Consider the following 15,192-nt stretch of genomic DNA (forward strand, 5'->3'; position numbering starts at 1 on the left):
GATTTCCCAAGGTAACCACCGTGCGAATGGTTAAGTTCCAATGACTAATAGCTAATCACTATTTAGCCTTAAAGGTCACTCGCATAGGGTTATGATCAGAAGCGTCCGTAATGGGCGCTTTTGCTTTTTCTACCAATAGCCCTCGATAAAACACGTGGTCGAGCACCAGTCCTGTAATGAACTGAGTTCTGTTATCTGGCTCAAAGGCAACTTCCGTCAAACCAACCTTCTCCAACGCATCTTTCAATACAGCAAAGCGAGCTTCACTCCAGCTATTAAAGTCCCCAGCAAAAATAACCGGCCCACGATACTTTTGCAGATTGTCAGTTAAGCTCCTGAGCTGAGCCTCGTAATCTTCCGTACCAAAGGTAAAGTTCACAGCGTGGATATTAATCACAGCCAGCTCTTCGCCATTGCTTAGTTGGTAACGCGACCAAAGCGCAGATTTAGGTAGTTGAAGCCAAGGTTCTTCATGAGTATAAGCACACGCTTCAATCGGCAAATGAGTTGCTAGGTTGAGTACCCCAGCACTTTGCTCAAAGGCCTCAAACGCATTAACACGTGTGCTTCCCCACTGGCCGCTCGTTACCCATTGGCGAAGTCCTTCTGTCATACTCGCTTCTTGCAGCAAGACTAAATCGCTACCTGCCGACAGCTTATTTAACTCACTCTGCCAATTATTTCGGTTTTGCTTGTAGATATTCCACACCGTAATGTCTAAGCCATCAGACACATCAATCGCTTTCGGTGCAGAGTTTTGGTAGCAACTGTAGATGTCGTTACTGGTACTTTGAGAGGAAGTGATTAGATTGGGTTTATTCGGGATCACGAAGATAAAATGAAAACTAACGACAGCAAGCGTTATCAATAACGTGATAACAATGATGGTTTTCTTAAACATACAACACCCTACCAGAAATGAAAAAGGAGCGATAAACGCTCCTTTTAGGGTAATAGTTTTTTTATACGGCGTCTTCGTCTTCTTCGCCAGTACGAATACGTACCACACGTTCAACTTCAGTAATGAAGATCTTACCGTCACCAATTTTACCTGTTTGAGCCGTCTCGATGATGGTATCAACACATTGGTCAGCCACTTCGTCGGTCACAACGATTTCTAGTTTCACTTTAGGTAAAAAGTCGACCATGTACTCTGCGCCGCGGTATAGCTCAGTATGACCTTTTTGACGTCCAAAGCCTTTAACTTCAGATACTGTCATACCCGTAATACCCACTTCTGCAAGTGCTTCACGTACATCATCAAGTTTGAATGGCTTGATAATGGCTTCAATCTTTTTCATGTTCATCCCTTAAACTGTGCGAATGGCTCATTATCGGTTAGCTATAGTAAACATTCAATGAAAAAAGCCAGAGCTTTAAAGCTCTGGCTCGAAATTTATCATCTTGTTTAATCAGCGCTTTGAGAAGGTTTTACTTAAGGCTTGCGTAGTAAGCGGCTAGATTCGCGATGTCTTCATCACTGAGCATTGAAGCTTGAGCCTGCATTACAGCGGCTAAACCACCAGTGCGCTGGCCGTTCTTGTAAGCCTTAATCGATGAAGCGATGTATTGCTCGTTTTGACCTTTAAGGTTTGGATAGCCAGGGATCACTGCGATGCCGTCTGCACCATGACATGCCGCACAGATTGCTGCTTTAGCTTGACCCGCAGCAACATCAGCCGCAAGAGCGTTACCACTCAATAGTCCAAATCCAAGAACTAATCCTAGTGTAATTTTCTTCATTGCATATTCCATTAATTATTTTTATTAAAGTGACGTCGAATTGTGACACAAACTTTTTCTACTTGCTCCAAAGCGCTTCACAATCTTGACCTTCGTAGTTTTTATCTACGAATAAACCTAAAACAGCGATCACTCGATCGCCATCCATTAATATCGGCGTTCTGCGTCTTAACCAACTGGGTACTTGGTACTCTTGAAACAACTTCTTCAGCTTCCTGCTATGACCGCGCCCAACAGGGTGTGCTGACAATCCCTCAGGGTAAAAGATCACTCGCAATGTTCTGCTCGCTGTGTTGAGACTAAAACGTAAACGTTGCACATCACGGTGGTTAGACACACCATCACTCGCCGCTGAAGTTAAGTTTAGCTCCCCTAAACCATCAGGCAGAACTAAGCTCTCTTCCATCGAGATATCGCTTTGCCAGTTCGACAAGTCTTTGGTCTCTTTGACGACATAGAGCTGATGATTAAAACGTCTAACCTCAACCTCATTCAACACTAACTTAGGATTGGCGTCCGCCTGAGCACATGCCACCTCATCCCATATAAGTTTGAGCTGCTTTTGGCTCGGCATCGGTTGATTACAGTGGCTCAGCCACATTCTTAATAGGCGTGCACGCAGTAAATCAGAGTGCTGAGATAATACCTCAATACTTAAGCTGTGCTTCTCAGTTAAAGCTTGTTGTAAGTGAGACTCAAGCAACTCATCCAACAGTAACTCTTGCTCTGCACATAGCTGAGCGCTGCGACTGACCGACTCTCGGAAACTAGGCCAACGCTCGGTCAGTGTCGGAGTGACTTGATGACGAATAAAATTGCGGTCAAAGCGAACGTCTTGATTACTCTCGTCTTCTACCCAAGTTAAAGCCATATCGCGCGCCGCCCCTTCAATATCCGTTCTCGTCACCGACAGCAGTGGGCGAACGATATGAGCATTAGCAAACGGCATCATTTTCGCCATTGAAGAGAGCCCTTTCGGACCACTGCCACGCTTCAACGCCAACAAGAAAGTCTCTACTTGGTCATCGATGTGCTGGCCTGTGACTAATACATCGCCTTGTCTAATATGCTTTTTAAAGGCTTGGTATCGCGCGTCTCGAGCCAGCTTTTCTACGCTCTCTCCACGGCTAATATCTAGCGAAACTCGTTCAATGAACAAGGATACCGACAAAGCATCACACCATGTTTGGCATTGCTCTGCCCAGTAATCAGCATTGTTGCTTAAGCCATGATGAACATGTACCGCGCAGCACTCAATGTGATGGGACTTAGCGTATTGCGCAGCCAACTCCAACAAAACTCGTGAATCGACACCACCACTGAAAGCGACGATCAACCGACAAGGCTTAAGCGCGCTTTGATCAAGTACAGATGTGAAGGTATCAATTAAGTGTGTCATGAGGCTAATAAACCAAGAGATCGTGTGTGAAGGGATAATGTTTTAATAATAAAAAAGGGTTGGCACTGAGTCCAACCCTTTCATCATTTGTTCGTATAGCTAGCCTTATCGCTAAGGCAAGTTATCAGCAGTAGCCGTAGCTCATTAGACGCTGGTAACGACGCTCAAGCAGCGTTTCGTTATCAAACTGCTCTAGCTCTTCTAGCTGTTTAACTAACATGTCTTTCATGTTCTGAGCTGTTTGTGCAGGGTCGCGGTGCGCGCCACCTAGAGGCTCAGGAATGATTTCGTCGATAAGCTCAAGCTCTTTCAGACGAGGAGCAATCAGGCCCATAGCTTCAGCAGCTTGTGGTGCTTTATCTGAATCGCGCCATAGGATTGAAGCACAACCTTCTGGAGAGATTACTGAGTACGTAGAGTACTGAAGCATGTTCACGTAGTCACCAACACCAATCGCTAGTGCACCACCAGAACCGCCTTCACCCACAACGTTACAGATAACAGGAACTGAAAGGCCAGCCATCACTTTTAGGTTTTTAGCGATAGCTTCAGATTGACCACGCTCTTCAGCACCAACACCTGGGTATGCGCCCGCTGTGTCGATGAAAGTGATGATAGGCATGTTGAAACGCTCAGCAGTTTCCATTAGACGTAGCGCCTTACGGTAACCTTCTGGCTTTGGCATACCAAAGTTACGGATCACTTTCTCTTTAGTCTCACGACCTTTCTGGTGACCAATAACCATAACAGGACGGCCATTTAGACGAGCCATACCACCCACAATAGCTTTGTCGTCAGCGTAAGCGCGATCGCCCGCCATCTCTTCAAACTCTGTGAATGCATGCTCCAGGTAATCTTTGGTGTAAGGACGTTGAGGGTGACGAGCAAGTTGAGCTACCTGCCATGCACCTAAGTCACTAAAGATTTTCTGTTTAAGCTCTAAGCTTTTTTTCTCTAGTTGTTCGATTTCTTTGTCTAGATCTACCGCTGTGTCACCACCGTGACGCGAAACGTCACGTAGCGCTTCGATTTTTGCTTCAAGTTCAGCGATAGGCTTTTCAAATTCTAGAAAGTTCAGGCTCATCTATGAATCCTTGTTGATTCAGCTCCGCATTCGCGAAGCTAAATTTTAGTTAAATTCGAGTTCTACTTGGCTATTTCCAAGCAGCTGTTTTAATTCGTCTAGTAATGTATCACTTGGCGTCACGCGCCATTCTGTGCCCAATGTTAACCGCGCTCTAGCGTCGGCACGCTGGTAGTATACATTGACTGGGACCGTTCCGGCTCTATAAGGTTCTAAGATTTGACTAAAGCGTTCAAAAAATTGACCGTTAATTTGGGATTGGTCGATAGATATCGACACCCCACGAGCATATTTCTCACGGGCGCTTCCTAAGTCCATGACCTCGCGCGCGGACATTTTAAGCCCGCCATTGAAATCATCAAAGCTGACCTGTCCGGAAACGACCACAATTTTGTCTTTTTCGAGCAATTCTGCGTAGCGATCGAGCGCATCCGAGAACAACATCACTTCCATTCGCCCCGAACGGTCATCAAGTGTCATCAAACCAATTCGCGTGCCGCGCTTCGTCGTCATCACTCTCGCAGCAATCACCAAGCCTGCAATTGTTAGTGATTGGTCACGACGCGTTGGCGTGGCATCTTTCAAACGACAGCTGGTGTATTTCGCTAACTCTTTGATGTAAGCGTTAACCGGGTGACCCGTTAAATACAAACCAAGCGTTTCACGTTCACCTTCAAGCCAAACCTTCTCAGGCCATTTAGGCACTTGGGTATACTTGTGTTCAACCTCTTCCGGAGCGTCGGTCAACACGCCAAACATATCAGATTGACCAAAAGACTCGGCATGATGATGTTGACTCGCCGCCTTCACCGCATCTTTCAAAGATGCCATCATTGCCGCTCGGTGAGGACCTAATCTATCTAAGGCTCCGGATAGAATCAACTTTTCGATAACACGTTTGTTGACCTTCTTCAGATCAAGGCGTGCACAGAAGTCGAATAAGTCTTTAAAGTAACCGCCTTTATTTCGCGCTTCAATGATCGCTTCAATAGGGCCTTCACCGACCCCTTTGATCGCACCGATGCCATAAACAATCGCGCCATCTTCATCCACATTGAAACGGTATAAACCTGAGTTGATATCTGGTGGTAAAAGCTTGAGCTTCATACGGAAACATTCATCAACAAGGCCAATAACCTTCTCGGTGTTATCCATATCTGCCGTCATTACCGCAGCCATAAATTCCGCTGGGTAGTGCGTTTTCAGCCATAGCGTTTGATAAGAAACCAGTGCATATGCTGCGGAGTGAGATTTGTTAAAGCCGTAGCCCGCAAATTTCTCTACCAAGTCAAAGATCTTCATGGCCAGCTCGCCATCAACACCATTGGCTTCAGCACCCTCTTTAAAGGTACCACGCTGCTTTGCCATCTCTTCTGGCTTTTTCTTACCCATCGCACGACGCAACATATCCGCTCCACCAAGCGTATAGCCAGCAAGGATCTGTGCGATTTGCATTACCTGCTCTTGATACAGGATGATGCCGTACGTAGGTTCTAGCGTCTCTTTCAGCGATTCGTGTTGCCACGTTTCATCTGGGTATGAAACCGCTTCACGGCCGTGTTTACGGTCGATAAAGTTATCTACCATGCCTGATTGCAGAGGACCCGGACGGAACAGGGCTACCAATGCGATAATATCTTCAAAACAGTCGGGCTGTAGACGTTTGATAAGGTCTTTCATACCACGCGATTCCAGCTGGAATACCGCGGTGGTTTCAGAATTTTGTAATAGGTTAAATGACGCTTGGTCATCAAGAGGAATCGACTCGATACGAACCGGTTCTTTCCCCTCTTTCTTCAAACGTGGATTCACTAGGCCTAACGCCCAGTCGATGATGGTCAGGGTACGCAGCCCCAAGAAGTCGAACTTAACCAAGCCAGCCGTTTCAACGTCATTCTTATCGAACTGCGTTACTGGGAAGTTACCTTCTGCGTCGGCATAGATTGGCGCAAAATCGGTGATCGTGGTGGGTGAGATAACAACACCACCTGCGTGCTTACCGGCATTTCGCGTACAACCTTCAAGGATGCGACACTTATCAATCAGCTCACGAACTTCTTCATCGCCATCGTAAAGCTCTGGCAATGCAGGTTCAGCAAGGAATGCTTTCTCTAGCGTCATACCCGGGTCTGGCGGTACAAGCTTTGAAATTCGATCGACGAAACCAAACGGGTGGCCCAATACACGGCCTACATCGCGGATTACCGCTTTTGCCGCCATGGTACCAAAGGTGATGATCTGAGAAACGGCATCACGACCGTACATTTCAGCCACGTGATCAATAACTTGGTCACGCTTATCCATACAGAAGTCGATATCGAAATCGGGCATGGATACACGTTCTGGGTTCAAGAAACGTTCGAAAAGTAGATCGTATTCAAGTGGATCGAGATCGGTGATATCCAAGGCGTAAGCTACTAGAGAGCCGGCACCAGAACCACGGCCAGGACCTACTGGCACATCGTTGTCTTTTGACCACTGGATGAACTCCATTACGATCAAGAAGTAACCTGGGAAACCCATGTTGTTAACAACTTCGAGCTCAATCTTGAGTCGCTCATCGTATTCCGGTCTGCGCTCAGCACGCACTTTTTCATCTGGGAATAGGAACGCTAGACGTCGCTCAAGGCCTTCTTCAGATTTCTTGATCAAGAAGTCTTCAATCGCCAAACCTTCCGTTGGGAAGTTAGGCAGGAAGTACTCGCCCAGACGAACCGTTACATTACAACGCTTAGCAATCTCAACACTGTTCTCAAGTGCTTCAGGAATGTCTGAGAACAGCTCACACATCTCTTCTTCACTACGTAGATATTGCTGCGCGCTGTAGTTCTTAGGGCGACGAGGATCGACCATAGTGAAACCATCATGAATCGCCACGCGGATTTCGTGAGCATCAAACAGGTCTTCAGTTAGAAAAACCACTTCGTTGGTTGCGACAACAGGCAGGTCTTCCTGTTCAGCAAGCTCTAACGCAAAGTGTAAGTATGACTCTTCATCTGGTCGTCCGGTACGAATCAGTTCCAAGTAAAAACGATCGGCGAAGTACGTTTTGTAAAACTCAACGCTGCTTGCAACCAACTCTCGATTGCCTTTCAGCAGCGCCTTACCAATCTCACCCTCTTTTGCTCCCGATAGAAGAATCAGGCCTTCGGCATGTTCAATCAGCCACTCTTTATCAATAACAGGCTGATGTTGAACATGACCACGAAGGTAAGCTTTTGAGATGAGTAACGTTAGGTTGTTATAACCTTTATTATTCGTTGCAATAACAGTGAGCTTGGTTAATTCATCGCCAAAATCCGGAGACTGCATCAAGAAGTCAGCACCAATAATAGGTTTAACCCCACACCCATGGGCAGTACCGTAAAACTTCACCAAACCACACAGGTTGGTAAAGTCGGTCAATGCTAGAGCAGGCATACCCATTTCAGCGACTTTTTTAACTAATGGTGGCACCTTGGATAGGCCATCCACCATCGAAAAGTCACTGTGTACGCGTAGGTGAACAAATTTTGGATCTGACATTATTTTTCCTGAGTTCTAGGTTTGAGCCTAGGATTACAACTGTGTGTATTCTATTTTTTTCTAATACAAGTTAGCAACTTTATTCGATGCTAAGCTCTAGTTAACGTAAAGCTCTAGTCTATGCCAAGAATACGTTTTACTGGCTTAAAGCTCTTTCGGTAATGCTCGGTTACACCATGTTTTTCAATCGCTTCGAAATGCGCTTTGGTCGGGTAACCTTTATGCTTAGCAAAACCAAACTCTGGATGCAGTTTGTCGAGTTCTTCCATCTCTTGGTCGCGAACCACTTTAGCGATAATAGACGCCGCACTGATCTCTGCTACTCGTAAATCGCCCTTTACAATAGCCAGACCGTCCATTGGAAGTTGAGGAACACGGTTACCATCGATCAGTGCCATGTCAGGCTGAACGCTCAACCCAGCGATAGCGCGCTGCATGGCGACCATGGTTGCCTGCAGGATGTTCAACTCATCAATTTCTTGTGGTGAACAACGACCAACCGACCACGCCAATGCTTTCTCTTTAATTTCAGGAAGCAGAGCAAGGCGCTTTTTCTCAGACAGTTTTTTTGAATCGTTTAAGCCTTCGATTGGGTTGTTTGGATCGAGGATAACCGCAGCAGTCACCACGTCGCCAACCAAAGGGCCACGTCCTACTTCATCCACGCCAGCAAACAGCTGGTAGCCTTGCGGGTATTCAAATGGAGGAAGCTCTTTTTTCTCTTTTACTGCCATAACTAATCTCTTAATATTCTGTAAGTAAGCGCTTTATGCTTCAACAAAAGGTCGGTCAATCAATTTCAATACTGCGTTAGCGGCTTGTTTGTCTGCGTCTTTACGGATCCAGTGATGCATCTCGGTAAAGCGTTCGATCAAGGCACTGTTATCGGCTGATAGCATTTTATCGACAGACGGGAACAAAAAGTCTGGGTGACACTCTTCAAGAATATGCTCTTTCACGATCTCTTCACCGGCCAAAATATTCGGCAGTGACACAAACTCAGTGATCGCCAACTTCTTAACAATGTAACCCGTCAGCTTATTTACTTTGTAACCAACCACCATAGGGCGTTTAAGCAACATACATTCGAGAGCCACGGTACCTGAAGCCAAAAGCACAGAATCAGCGGCGGTAATCACGTTGGTTGCCGTATCTTCGACTAACGTGAATTCAAGCTCAGGTGCGGTCGATTGCCAGATTTCAGTAAACTGCTTTTTACGCTGTTCGTTAACGAGCGCAACAACAAAATTGATATCCGGATACTTCTGCTTGATACGTTGGCAAGTTTCGATAAATGGTTGAGCAATCAAACCCATCTCACCACCACGACTACCCGGCAATACAGCTAACCATTGCTTGTCTTGATCTAAGCCTAACAGCTCACGTGCATCTTGTTTGCTTGGTTCTAAAGGAATAGCATCAGCTAACGTGTGACCAACAAATTCACAGGCAACGTTGTATTTATCATAAAACGCTTTCTCAAATGGCAGGAAGGCCAAAACCAAGTCGGTTGCTTTGTCGATTTTAAAGATACGTTTAGGACGCCAAGCCCACACGGAAGGGCTCACGTAATGAACCGTTTTAATGCCGGCGTTCTTAAGATCGAGTTCAAGTCTTAGGTTGAAGTCAGGCGCATCGATACCCACAAACACATCTGGCGGGTTTTGAGTGAAATACTTTACCAGCTCTGCTTTCACTTTTAATAAGCGAGGTAAACGGCCAAGTACTTCAACTAAGCCCATGACAGCCAGCTCTTCCATCTCGAAAAGAGACTCACAACCAAGCGCCTTCATTTTTGGTCCGCCAATACCCACGAATTCAGCGTTCGGGTACTGCGATTTGATTGCTTTGATAAAACCTTCGCCAAGCGTGTCACCAGAGAGTTCTCCGACAACGATACCTACGCGCAGTGGTTCATTCGAAACAAAGTCCGTGCTGTTGGTTGCTGTTTCTTGCTGTGCCATAGTTTTCCAATTCCCTTCTTGCCTAAAACAAAAAAGATCGCCTAATGATTAGCGATCTTTTTGTTATACCAATCTGATTAAGTAATTATTGTCATACTTACGCGGATTGGTACATAACCACATCGAGTATTAACGAATAATACCGCGCTCAGAGTTCTCTAGCATTTCAAGCATAGGAACTACCGAAGTAAACTCTTTTGCCATTTCCACTAAAGCCGCTTTCGCTTCTTCAAGTGTTTTACCTGAACGGTATAGCTCTTTGTACGCTTTCTGTAGTGCACGAATTTCAGGTTTCTCAAATCCGTTACGCTTCAAGCCTACTAGGTTAAGGCCGAATGGAGCCGCGTGGTTACCCTGTGCAAGCACGTACGGCAGTACATCTTGAACAACTGCAGAACAGCCACCGATGTATGCGTAAGCACCAATTGAGCAGAATGGGTGAATCGCAGAAAGTGCCATAACACCAGCGTAGTCGCCAACCGTTACATGACCGCCAAGAATAGCGTTGTTACCAATGTGAGTGTGGTTACCAACAATAACATCGTGCGCTACGTGAGCATTAACACAAAGTAAGTTGTCATCACCAATCACTGTGGTTGCTTTGTCTTGAACCGTACCACGATGGATTTGAACCGCTTCACGAATTACGTTGCGATCACCGATCACAACTGTTGTGTCTTCGCCGCCGTATTTCTTATCTTGGTTTTCTTCACCGATAACAGCGTGTGGGAAGATACGGTTTTCTTTACCAATGGTTGTGTGACCTTTGATCACAACGTGCGACATCACTTCAGTGTCGTCACCAATTGTCACGTTACCAGCAATGTAAGTGAAAGGCCCAACCGTCACGTTAGCACCGATAGTTACATCACCTTCGATTACTGCTGCCGGGTGAATTTTCGCTGTTTCATGAATCATATTAAAACTCTCTACGAGCACATTTAAGTTCAGCTGAACATACAACTACGCCGTCAACCTTAGCAACACCATTAAACGATGCGATGCCACGACGTTCTTTTAAGAATTCAACTTCGATAACCAGTTGGTCACCAGGTACTACTGGCTTACGGAATTTTGCTTTATCAACACTTGCAAAGTAGTAAAGCTCGTTGCCAGAAGGCGCACCAAAAGATTTAAATGCTAGAAGGCCTGTTGCTTGTGCCATTGCTTCTAAGATCAACACGCCTGGGAATACAGGAAGTTGTGGGAAGTGGCCTGTGAACTGAGGTTCGTTAACAGAGACATTCTTAATCGCAGTCAGTGTTTTTTCTTTTTCAAAGCTAGTCACACGATCAACCATTAAGAATGGGTAGCGATGAGGTAATAGTTCCTGAATTTCAGTAATGTTCATCGTTGTCTGTTCAGTAGTCAAAGTCGTATTCCTATATATATTCTTTATTTAATTAGAAGGATTATAAACGAAAAAGACTCGCTGTACGCGAGCCTTTTATTAGAAATGCTGGAATTATGATTCCGCGCTCTTCTCGATAAGTTTTTCAACAGTTTTCAAACGCTTGTTCATTTCATCAATTCGATGAACACGCGTTGCTGTTTTACGCCAATCTTTATTTGGCTGTAAAGGAATACCTGAAGAGTACATGCCTTTCTCAGTGATGCTGCGCATTACCATCCCCATACCGGTGATTGTAACGCCATCAACGATTTCAATGTGACCATTAATCACACTGCCGCCACCAATAATACAGTACTTACCTATCGTCGTGCTGCCTGCGATGATAGTACCACCCGCAAGAGCAGAACCATATCCGATGTGAACATTGTGAGCAATTTGAAGTTGGTTATCTAAGATAACGTTATCTTCAATGATTGTGTCATCTAATGCACCACGGTCAATGGTAGTACACGCGCCGATTTCTACGCGGTTACCAATGCGAACAGAACCCACTTGCGGGATCTTAACCCACTCACCTTTCTCGTTCGCATAGCCAAAGCCATCAGAGCCAATAACAGTACTTGATTGGATCAGACATGCTTCACCTATCACAACTTCATGGTAAACACTTACGTTAGCCCACAGCTTAGTGCCTGCGCCAATTTTTGCATTTTTACCAATAAAGCAACCAGCACCGATGATCACATCATCACTAAGTACTACACCAGACTCAATCACAGCGTTCGCGCCAATAGACACATTTTGTCCAATGGTTGCTTCGCTAGAGATTGAAGCAGAATCAGCAATAGCCGCTGCGGGAGCAGGAGTAGTATCAAGCGCTTGAGCAACTTTAGCAAAAGCAACATAAGGGTCATTAACCACAATCACGTTAGTCTTGCACAGTTCACGCTCACTCTCTTTAACCATAATAGCGGACGCTTTACAGTCACCTAGGTGCTTGCTGTACTTCACGTTAGAAAGGAACGTAATGTTACCTTCTTGCGCTTTATCCATCGGAGCGACTGCTGAAACGGTAATTGTACCATCTCCGTGTAGCTCTCCCCCGGTAATCGTTGCCAATTCGGCTAAAGTCAGATTCTTCATAAAACTTATTTCAGTGCTTTAATTACTTTCTCAGAGATGTTGTATTCTGGCTTGCCGTATTGCAGAGCTTGAATATCAACGATCATGTCGTAGCCTTCTTTCTCTGCAACTTTCGTTACAGCATCTTGAATCACTTTGAATAGCTTCTGCTTCTCTTGTGCTTCACGACGTTGGCTTGCTTTTTCTAGTGCTTGAGCTTTGATTTTGTACTTGCTGTCTAGTTGGCCTACTTCGATACGTAGCTTCTCAACTTCGTCAGGACCTAGTAGCTCGCCATCACGCTTAAGCTTTTCAATCTTCGTTTTAGCTTCAGCTTGAATGCTCTGTAGCTCAGCTGCTTTGTCTTTGAACTCTTCCTGCATTTTTTGAAGAACAACTTCACGCTGAGGTAGAGCCTGGAATACTTGTGCAGTGTTTACATAACCCACTTTTTGCGCAGCTTCAGCAGCTGTTGCAAAGAAAGAAGAGCTAAGAACTACAAGGCCTAAACCTGCTGCTTTAATCATATTTTTCAAAATATTGTCCTTTAAATATTAGAAAGTTCTACCAATGGTGAATGTGAAGAATTCCTCATCATCACCTTCGTAAACTTTAATTGGTTTCGCTAGAGAGAAAACCAGTGGGCCCATCGGTGACATCCATTGAAGGGCTGCACCATAAGATGAACGGTAATTTGTTGGATCAGAGTAATCGTAGTAGTACTGGCCGCCACTGTTAGGTGCGCCACGGTCTACGAACTCTGTGTCCCACACACTTGCCATATCGAAGAAGACACTGGTACGAATTTGGCTGCGCGCTTCATCAGAAGCAAACGGCGTTGGTACAATTAACTCTAAGCTTGCTAAGGCAACCGCGTTACCACCCACTGAATCATCAGTAGCGGTATCATAAGTTGGGTTATTACCTGTGCTGCTGCCGTAAACGGCTTTCGGGCCAGCTGAGTTAGAGCCAAAACCACGTAGGGTTGTAAAACCACCTGCGTAGTAGTTCTCGTAGAATGGGAACAAGTTATCGTTACCATCTGTTTGACCATAACCATTACCATAGCCTAATCGGCCGCGCATCAATAGTGTGAACTCATGCTTTTTGGTCAGCGGGATGTAATGTTTTACATCGTACTGCATTTTGAAGTACTGAGCATCAGAGCCTGGTACCGTCATTTTAGCGAAAGCACGTTGGTGGTTACCCTCTGTTGGGAAGAAACCACGGTTCAAGTTGTTACGCGTCCAAGAGATATTGATATCGAAGTCATCAGTTAAGATGTGCTCATCACCGTATTGGTCGATACTTCTCGCAAACTGTTCAACCTGGATATAAGTCGGTACGTTACCGATCTTGTTGTGCGTATAGCCAACACCGAACTCAATGCGGTTCAGCTCATCCATAGGGAAACCCCAGGTTAAGCTCGTACCATAACTTTGGTTGGTATAGTCGACGATGCCCGCTTCAGAGGCTTCAAATTCGTTGTAGAAGATCTTACCGCCTAAGCTCACACCATCCAGGTTCCAGTATGGGTCACGGTAGTCTAAGCTCACGTTTTTTTGGTAATCGTTCATCATGGCACTTACGCCAACACGGTTACCAGAGCCCGCAAAGTTGTCTTGTTGCAGGCCAACTTGGAAACTCACACCAGATTCAGTACCGTAGCCGACACCAAAGTTGATACTGCCTGAGTTCGCTTCCTTAACGTTGTAAACCAAATCAACTTGGTCTTCACTGCCAGGAACACGCACTGTTTGTACATCGACCGTTTCAAAGAAACCTAAACGGTTAAGACGGCTCTTACCGGTATCAATGGACTTAGAGTTAAGCCAGCTGCCTTCCATTTGACGCATTTCACGACGCAGTACTTCGTCTTTCGTTGAGTTGTTACCCGTGAATCGAATATCACGAACATAGATACGGCTGCCCGCTTCTACATTGATAACCAACGACACTTCTTTGGTCTCATCGTCAAATTCAGGAATCGTGCGAACTTGTGGGTACGCGTAGCCAGATTCACCAAGAATTCGTTTTACGTTCTCTTCCAAAGACGTTACCGAAGAACCGTTGTACGTATCGCCGTCTTCGAATGGCACTAACGCTTCGAAGTCAGCCTCACGACCGATTAATTCACCACGGAAAGAGACATCTTTAACGGTGTAGGCTTCGCCTTCATCGAGGCCAAGCGTGATGTAAACACCTTTTTTGTCTGGAGAGATCGCCACCTGCGTAGAGTCAACCTTAAACTTAAGGTAACCACGGTCAAGGTAGTAAGATTTCAGCGCTTCGATATCACCGGCTAATACTTGCTTTTGGTATTTTTCATCCGCAAGGAAATTCCACCATGCAACATCAACATTCAGATTGAAACGACTAAGCAGTTCAGAGTCAGAGAAGACTTCATTACCGATAAAGTTGATTTGCTGAATCTTAGCGGATACGCCCTCAGTAAACACAAACTTAAGGTCAGAACGGTTACGTGGCAGAGGTGTCACAACCGCTTTTACTGTCGCGTTGTACTTACCAACACTGTAGTAAAAATCTTCAAGGCCTTTTTCAATGTTACTCAGCGTAGTACGGTCAAGGGCTTCACCTTCACGAACACCAGACGCATCTAGGTTCTGCTGAAGCTGTTCTTCTTTAATCGCTTTATTACCAGAGAATGAGATGCTTGCGATGGTCGGTCGTTCTTGAACTTGAACAATCAATACACCTTCATCACGAAGTACTTTAACGTCCTCAAAGTTGCCCGAAGCATACAATGCACGAATGATCTCAGACACATCGCTTTCATCCACTTCATCGCCAATACGTACTGGCATTTTCAGTAGAGCTGCACCAAGTGCAACACGCTGTAAACCTTCGATCTTGATATCTTGAACTACAAAGTTTTGTGCTCCGTTCGCAGCCACACTAGTGGCCAATAGACTTGCGAACAGAATTTGCTTAATCGCCATACTTATTCTAATTATTCCTTGCTACTACCAATGCCTGTGAG

General features: G+C 45.4%; 13 protein-coding genes. All 13 read right to left on the reverse strand.

What is annotated here, in order from left to right; all coding sequences use genetic code 11:
• Positions 1 to 58: 58 nt before the first annotated feature.
• Complete coding sequence (locus tag AB4161_RS15435) at positions 59 to 901, reverse strand: endonuclease/exonuclease/phosphatase family protein (RefSeq protein ID WP_372083578.1); 843 nt, start codon at positions 899 to 901, stop codon at positions 59 to 61.
• Between the two features lie 61 nt (positions 902 to 962).
• Complete coding sequence (gene glnB, locus AB4161_RS15440; RefSeq protein WP_017063373.1) at positions 963 to 1,301, reverse strand: nitrogen regulatory protein P-II; 339 nt, start codon at positions 1,299 to 1,301, stop codon at positions 963 to 965.
• A gap of 130 nt (positions 1,302 to 1,431) precedes the next feature.
• The gene (locus tag AB4161_RS15445) at positions 1,432 to 1,755 is read right to left on the reverse strand and encodes a cytochrome c (protein ID WP_170791809.1); all 324 of its coding nucleotides are present in this window, start codon (positions 1,753 to 1,755) and stop codon (positions 1,432 to 1,434) included.
• A 46-nt stretch (positions 1,756 to 1,801) separates the two neighbouring features.
• The gene (tilS, locus tag AB4161_RS15450) at positions 1,802 to 3,142 is read right to left on the reverse strand and encodes a tRNA lysidine(34) synthetase TilS (protein ID WP_372083579.1); all 1,341 of its coding nucleotides are present in this window, start codon (positions 3,140 to 3,142) and stop codon (positions 1,802 to 1,804) included.
• Between the two features lie 124 nt (positions 3,143 to 3,266).
• Complete coding sequence (gene accA, locus AB4161_RS15455; protein WP_017060731.1) at positions 3,267 to 4,226, reverse strand: acetyl-CoA carboxylase carboxyl transferase subunit alpha; 960 nt, start codon at positions 4,224 to 4,226, stop codon at positions 3,267 to 3,269.
• Positions 4,227 to 4,271: 45 nt separating this feature from the next.
• Entirely contained in the window at positions 4,272 to 7,751 is a 3,480-nt protein-coding gene (gene dnaE / locus AB4161_RS15460) for a DNA polymerase III subunit alpha (protein ID WP_372083580.1), read from the reverse strand.
• Between the two features lie 113 nt (positions 7,752 to 7,864).
• Positions 7,865 to 8,485 carry a ribonuclease HII gene (rnhB, locus tag AB4161_RS15465; RefSeq protein WP_017069379.1) on the reverse strand — a complete coding sequence of 207 codons (621 nt, stop codon included), beginning with the start codon at positions 8,483 to 8,485 and terminating at the stop codon, positions 7,865 to 7,867.
• A 33-nt stretch (positions 8,486 to 8,518) separates the two neighbouring features.
• Positions 8,519 to 9,715, reverse strand: a complete 1,197-nt coding sequence (gene lpxB / locus AB4161_RS15470) for a lipid-A-disaccharide synthase (RefSeq protein WP_017069380.1) — start codon at positions 9,713 to 9,715, stop codon at positions 8,519 to 8,521.
• 129 nt (positions 9,716 to 9,844) lie between these two features.
• Positions 9,845 to 10,633 (reverse strand): acyl-ACP--UDP-N-acetylglucosamine O-acyltransferase, encoded by a 789-nt coding sequence (gene lpxA / locus AB4161_RS15475; RefSeq protein ID WP_017069381.1) that lies wholly within the window; start codon positions 10,631 to 10,633, stop codon positions 9,845 to 9,847.
• A gap of 1 nt (position 10,634) precedes the next feature.
• On the reverse strand, positions 10,635 to 11,087 hold the full coding sequence (gene fabZ / locus AB4161_RS15480; protein WP_009847408.1) for a 3-hydroxyacyl-ACP dehydratase FabZ: 453 nt from the start codon (positions 11,085 to 11,087) through the stop codon (positions 10,635 to 10,637).
• Between the two features lie 93 nt (positions 11,088 to 11,180).
• Positions 11,181 to 12,212, reverse strand: coding sequence for a UDP-3-O-(3-hydroxymyristoyl)glucosamine N-acyltransferase (gene lpxD / locus AB4161_RS15485; protein ID WP_017060734.1), 1,032 nt, complete (start codon positions 12,210 to 12,212; stop codon positions 11,181 to 11,183).
• Positions 12,213 to 12,217: 5 nt separating this feature from the next.
• Positions 12,218 to 12,718: an OmpH family outer membrane protein gene (locus AB4161_RS15490; protein ID WP_017056311.1), complete on the reverse strand. Its 501-nt coding sequence runs from the start codon at positions 12,716 to 12,718 to the stop codon at positions 12,218 to 12,220.
• A gap of 27 nt (positions 12,719 to 12,745) precedes the next feature.
• The gene (gene bamA, locus AB4161_RS15495) at positions 12,746 to 15,151 is read right to left on the reverse strand and encodes an outer membrane protein assembly factor BamA (RefSeq protein ID WP_017069384.1); all 2,406 of its coding nucleotides are present in this window, start codon (positions 15,149 to 15,151) and stop codon (positions 12,746 to 12,748) included.
• Between the last annotated feature and the right edge of the window lie 41 nt (positions 15,152 to 15,192).

Origin of the sequence: Vibrio sp. 10N.286.51.E5 (genome assembly GCF_041469125.1) — a bacterium.
Classification (GTDB): domain Bacteria; phylum Pseudomonadota; class Gammaproteobacteria; order Enterobacterales; family Vibrionaceae; genus Vibrio; species Vibrio crassostreae_C.

What these genes read in the sequence shown, in the direction of transcription:
- AB4161_RS15435 (WP_372083578.1), bottom strand. Translation starts at nt 901, where the DNA reads ATGTTTAAGAAAACCATCATTGTTATCACGTTATTGATAACGCTTGCT.
- AB4161_RS15445 (WP_170791809.1), bottom strand. Translation starts at nt 1,755, where the DNA reads ATGGAATATGCAATGAAGAAAATTACACTAGGATTAGTTCTTGGATTT.
- accA (WP_017060731.1), bottom strand. Translation starts at nt 4,226, where the DNA reads ATGAGCCTGAACTTTCTAGAATTTGAAAAGCCTATCGCTGAACTTGAA.
- AB4161_RS15490 (WP_017056311.1), bottom strand. Translation starts at nt 12,718, where the DNA reads ATGATTAAAGCAGCAGGTTTAGGCCTTGTAGTTCTTAGCTCTTCTTTC.
- lpxB (WP_017069380.1), bottom strand. Translation starts at nt 9,715, where the DNA reads ATGGCACAGCAAGAAACAGCAACCAACAGCACGGACTTTGTTTCGAAT.
- tilS (WP_372083579.1), bottom strand. Translation starts at nt 3,142, where the DNA reads ATGACACACTTAATTGATACCTTCACATCTGTACTTGATCAAAGCGCG.
- bamA (WP_017069384.1), bottom strand. Translation starts at nt 15,151, where the DNA reads ATGGCGATTAAGCAAATTCTGTTCGCAAGTCTATTGGCCACTAGTGTG.
- dnaE (WP_372083580.1), bottom strand. Translation starts at nt 7,751, where the DNA reads ATGTCAGATCCAAAATTTGTTCACCTACGCGTACACAGTGACTTTTCG.
- rnhB (WP_017069379.1), bottom strand. Translation starts at nt 8,485, where the DNA reads ATGGCAGTAAAAGAGAAAAAAGAGCTTCCTCCATTTGAATACCCGCAA.
- lpxD (WP_017060734.1), bottom strand. Translation starts at nt 12,212, where the DNA reads ATGAAGAATCTGACTTTAGCCGAATTGGCAACGATTACCGGGGGAGAG.
- lpxA (WP_017069381.1), bottom strand. Translation starts at nt 10,633, where the DNA reads ATGATTCATGAAACAGCGAAAATTCACCCGGCAGCAGTAATCGAAGGT.
- glnB (WP_017063373.1), bottom strand. Translation starts at nt 1,301, where the DNA reads ATGAAAAAGATTGAAGCCATTATCAAGCCATTCAAACTTGATGATGTA.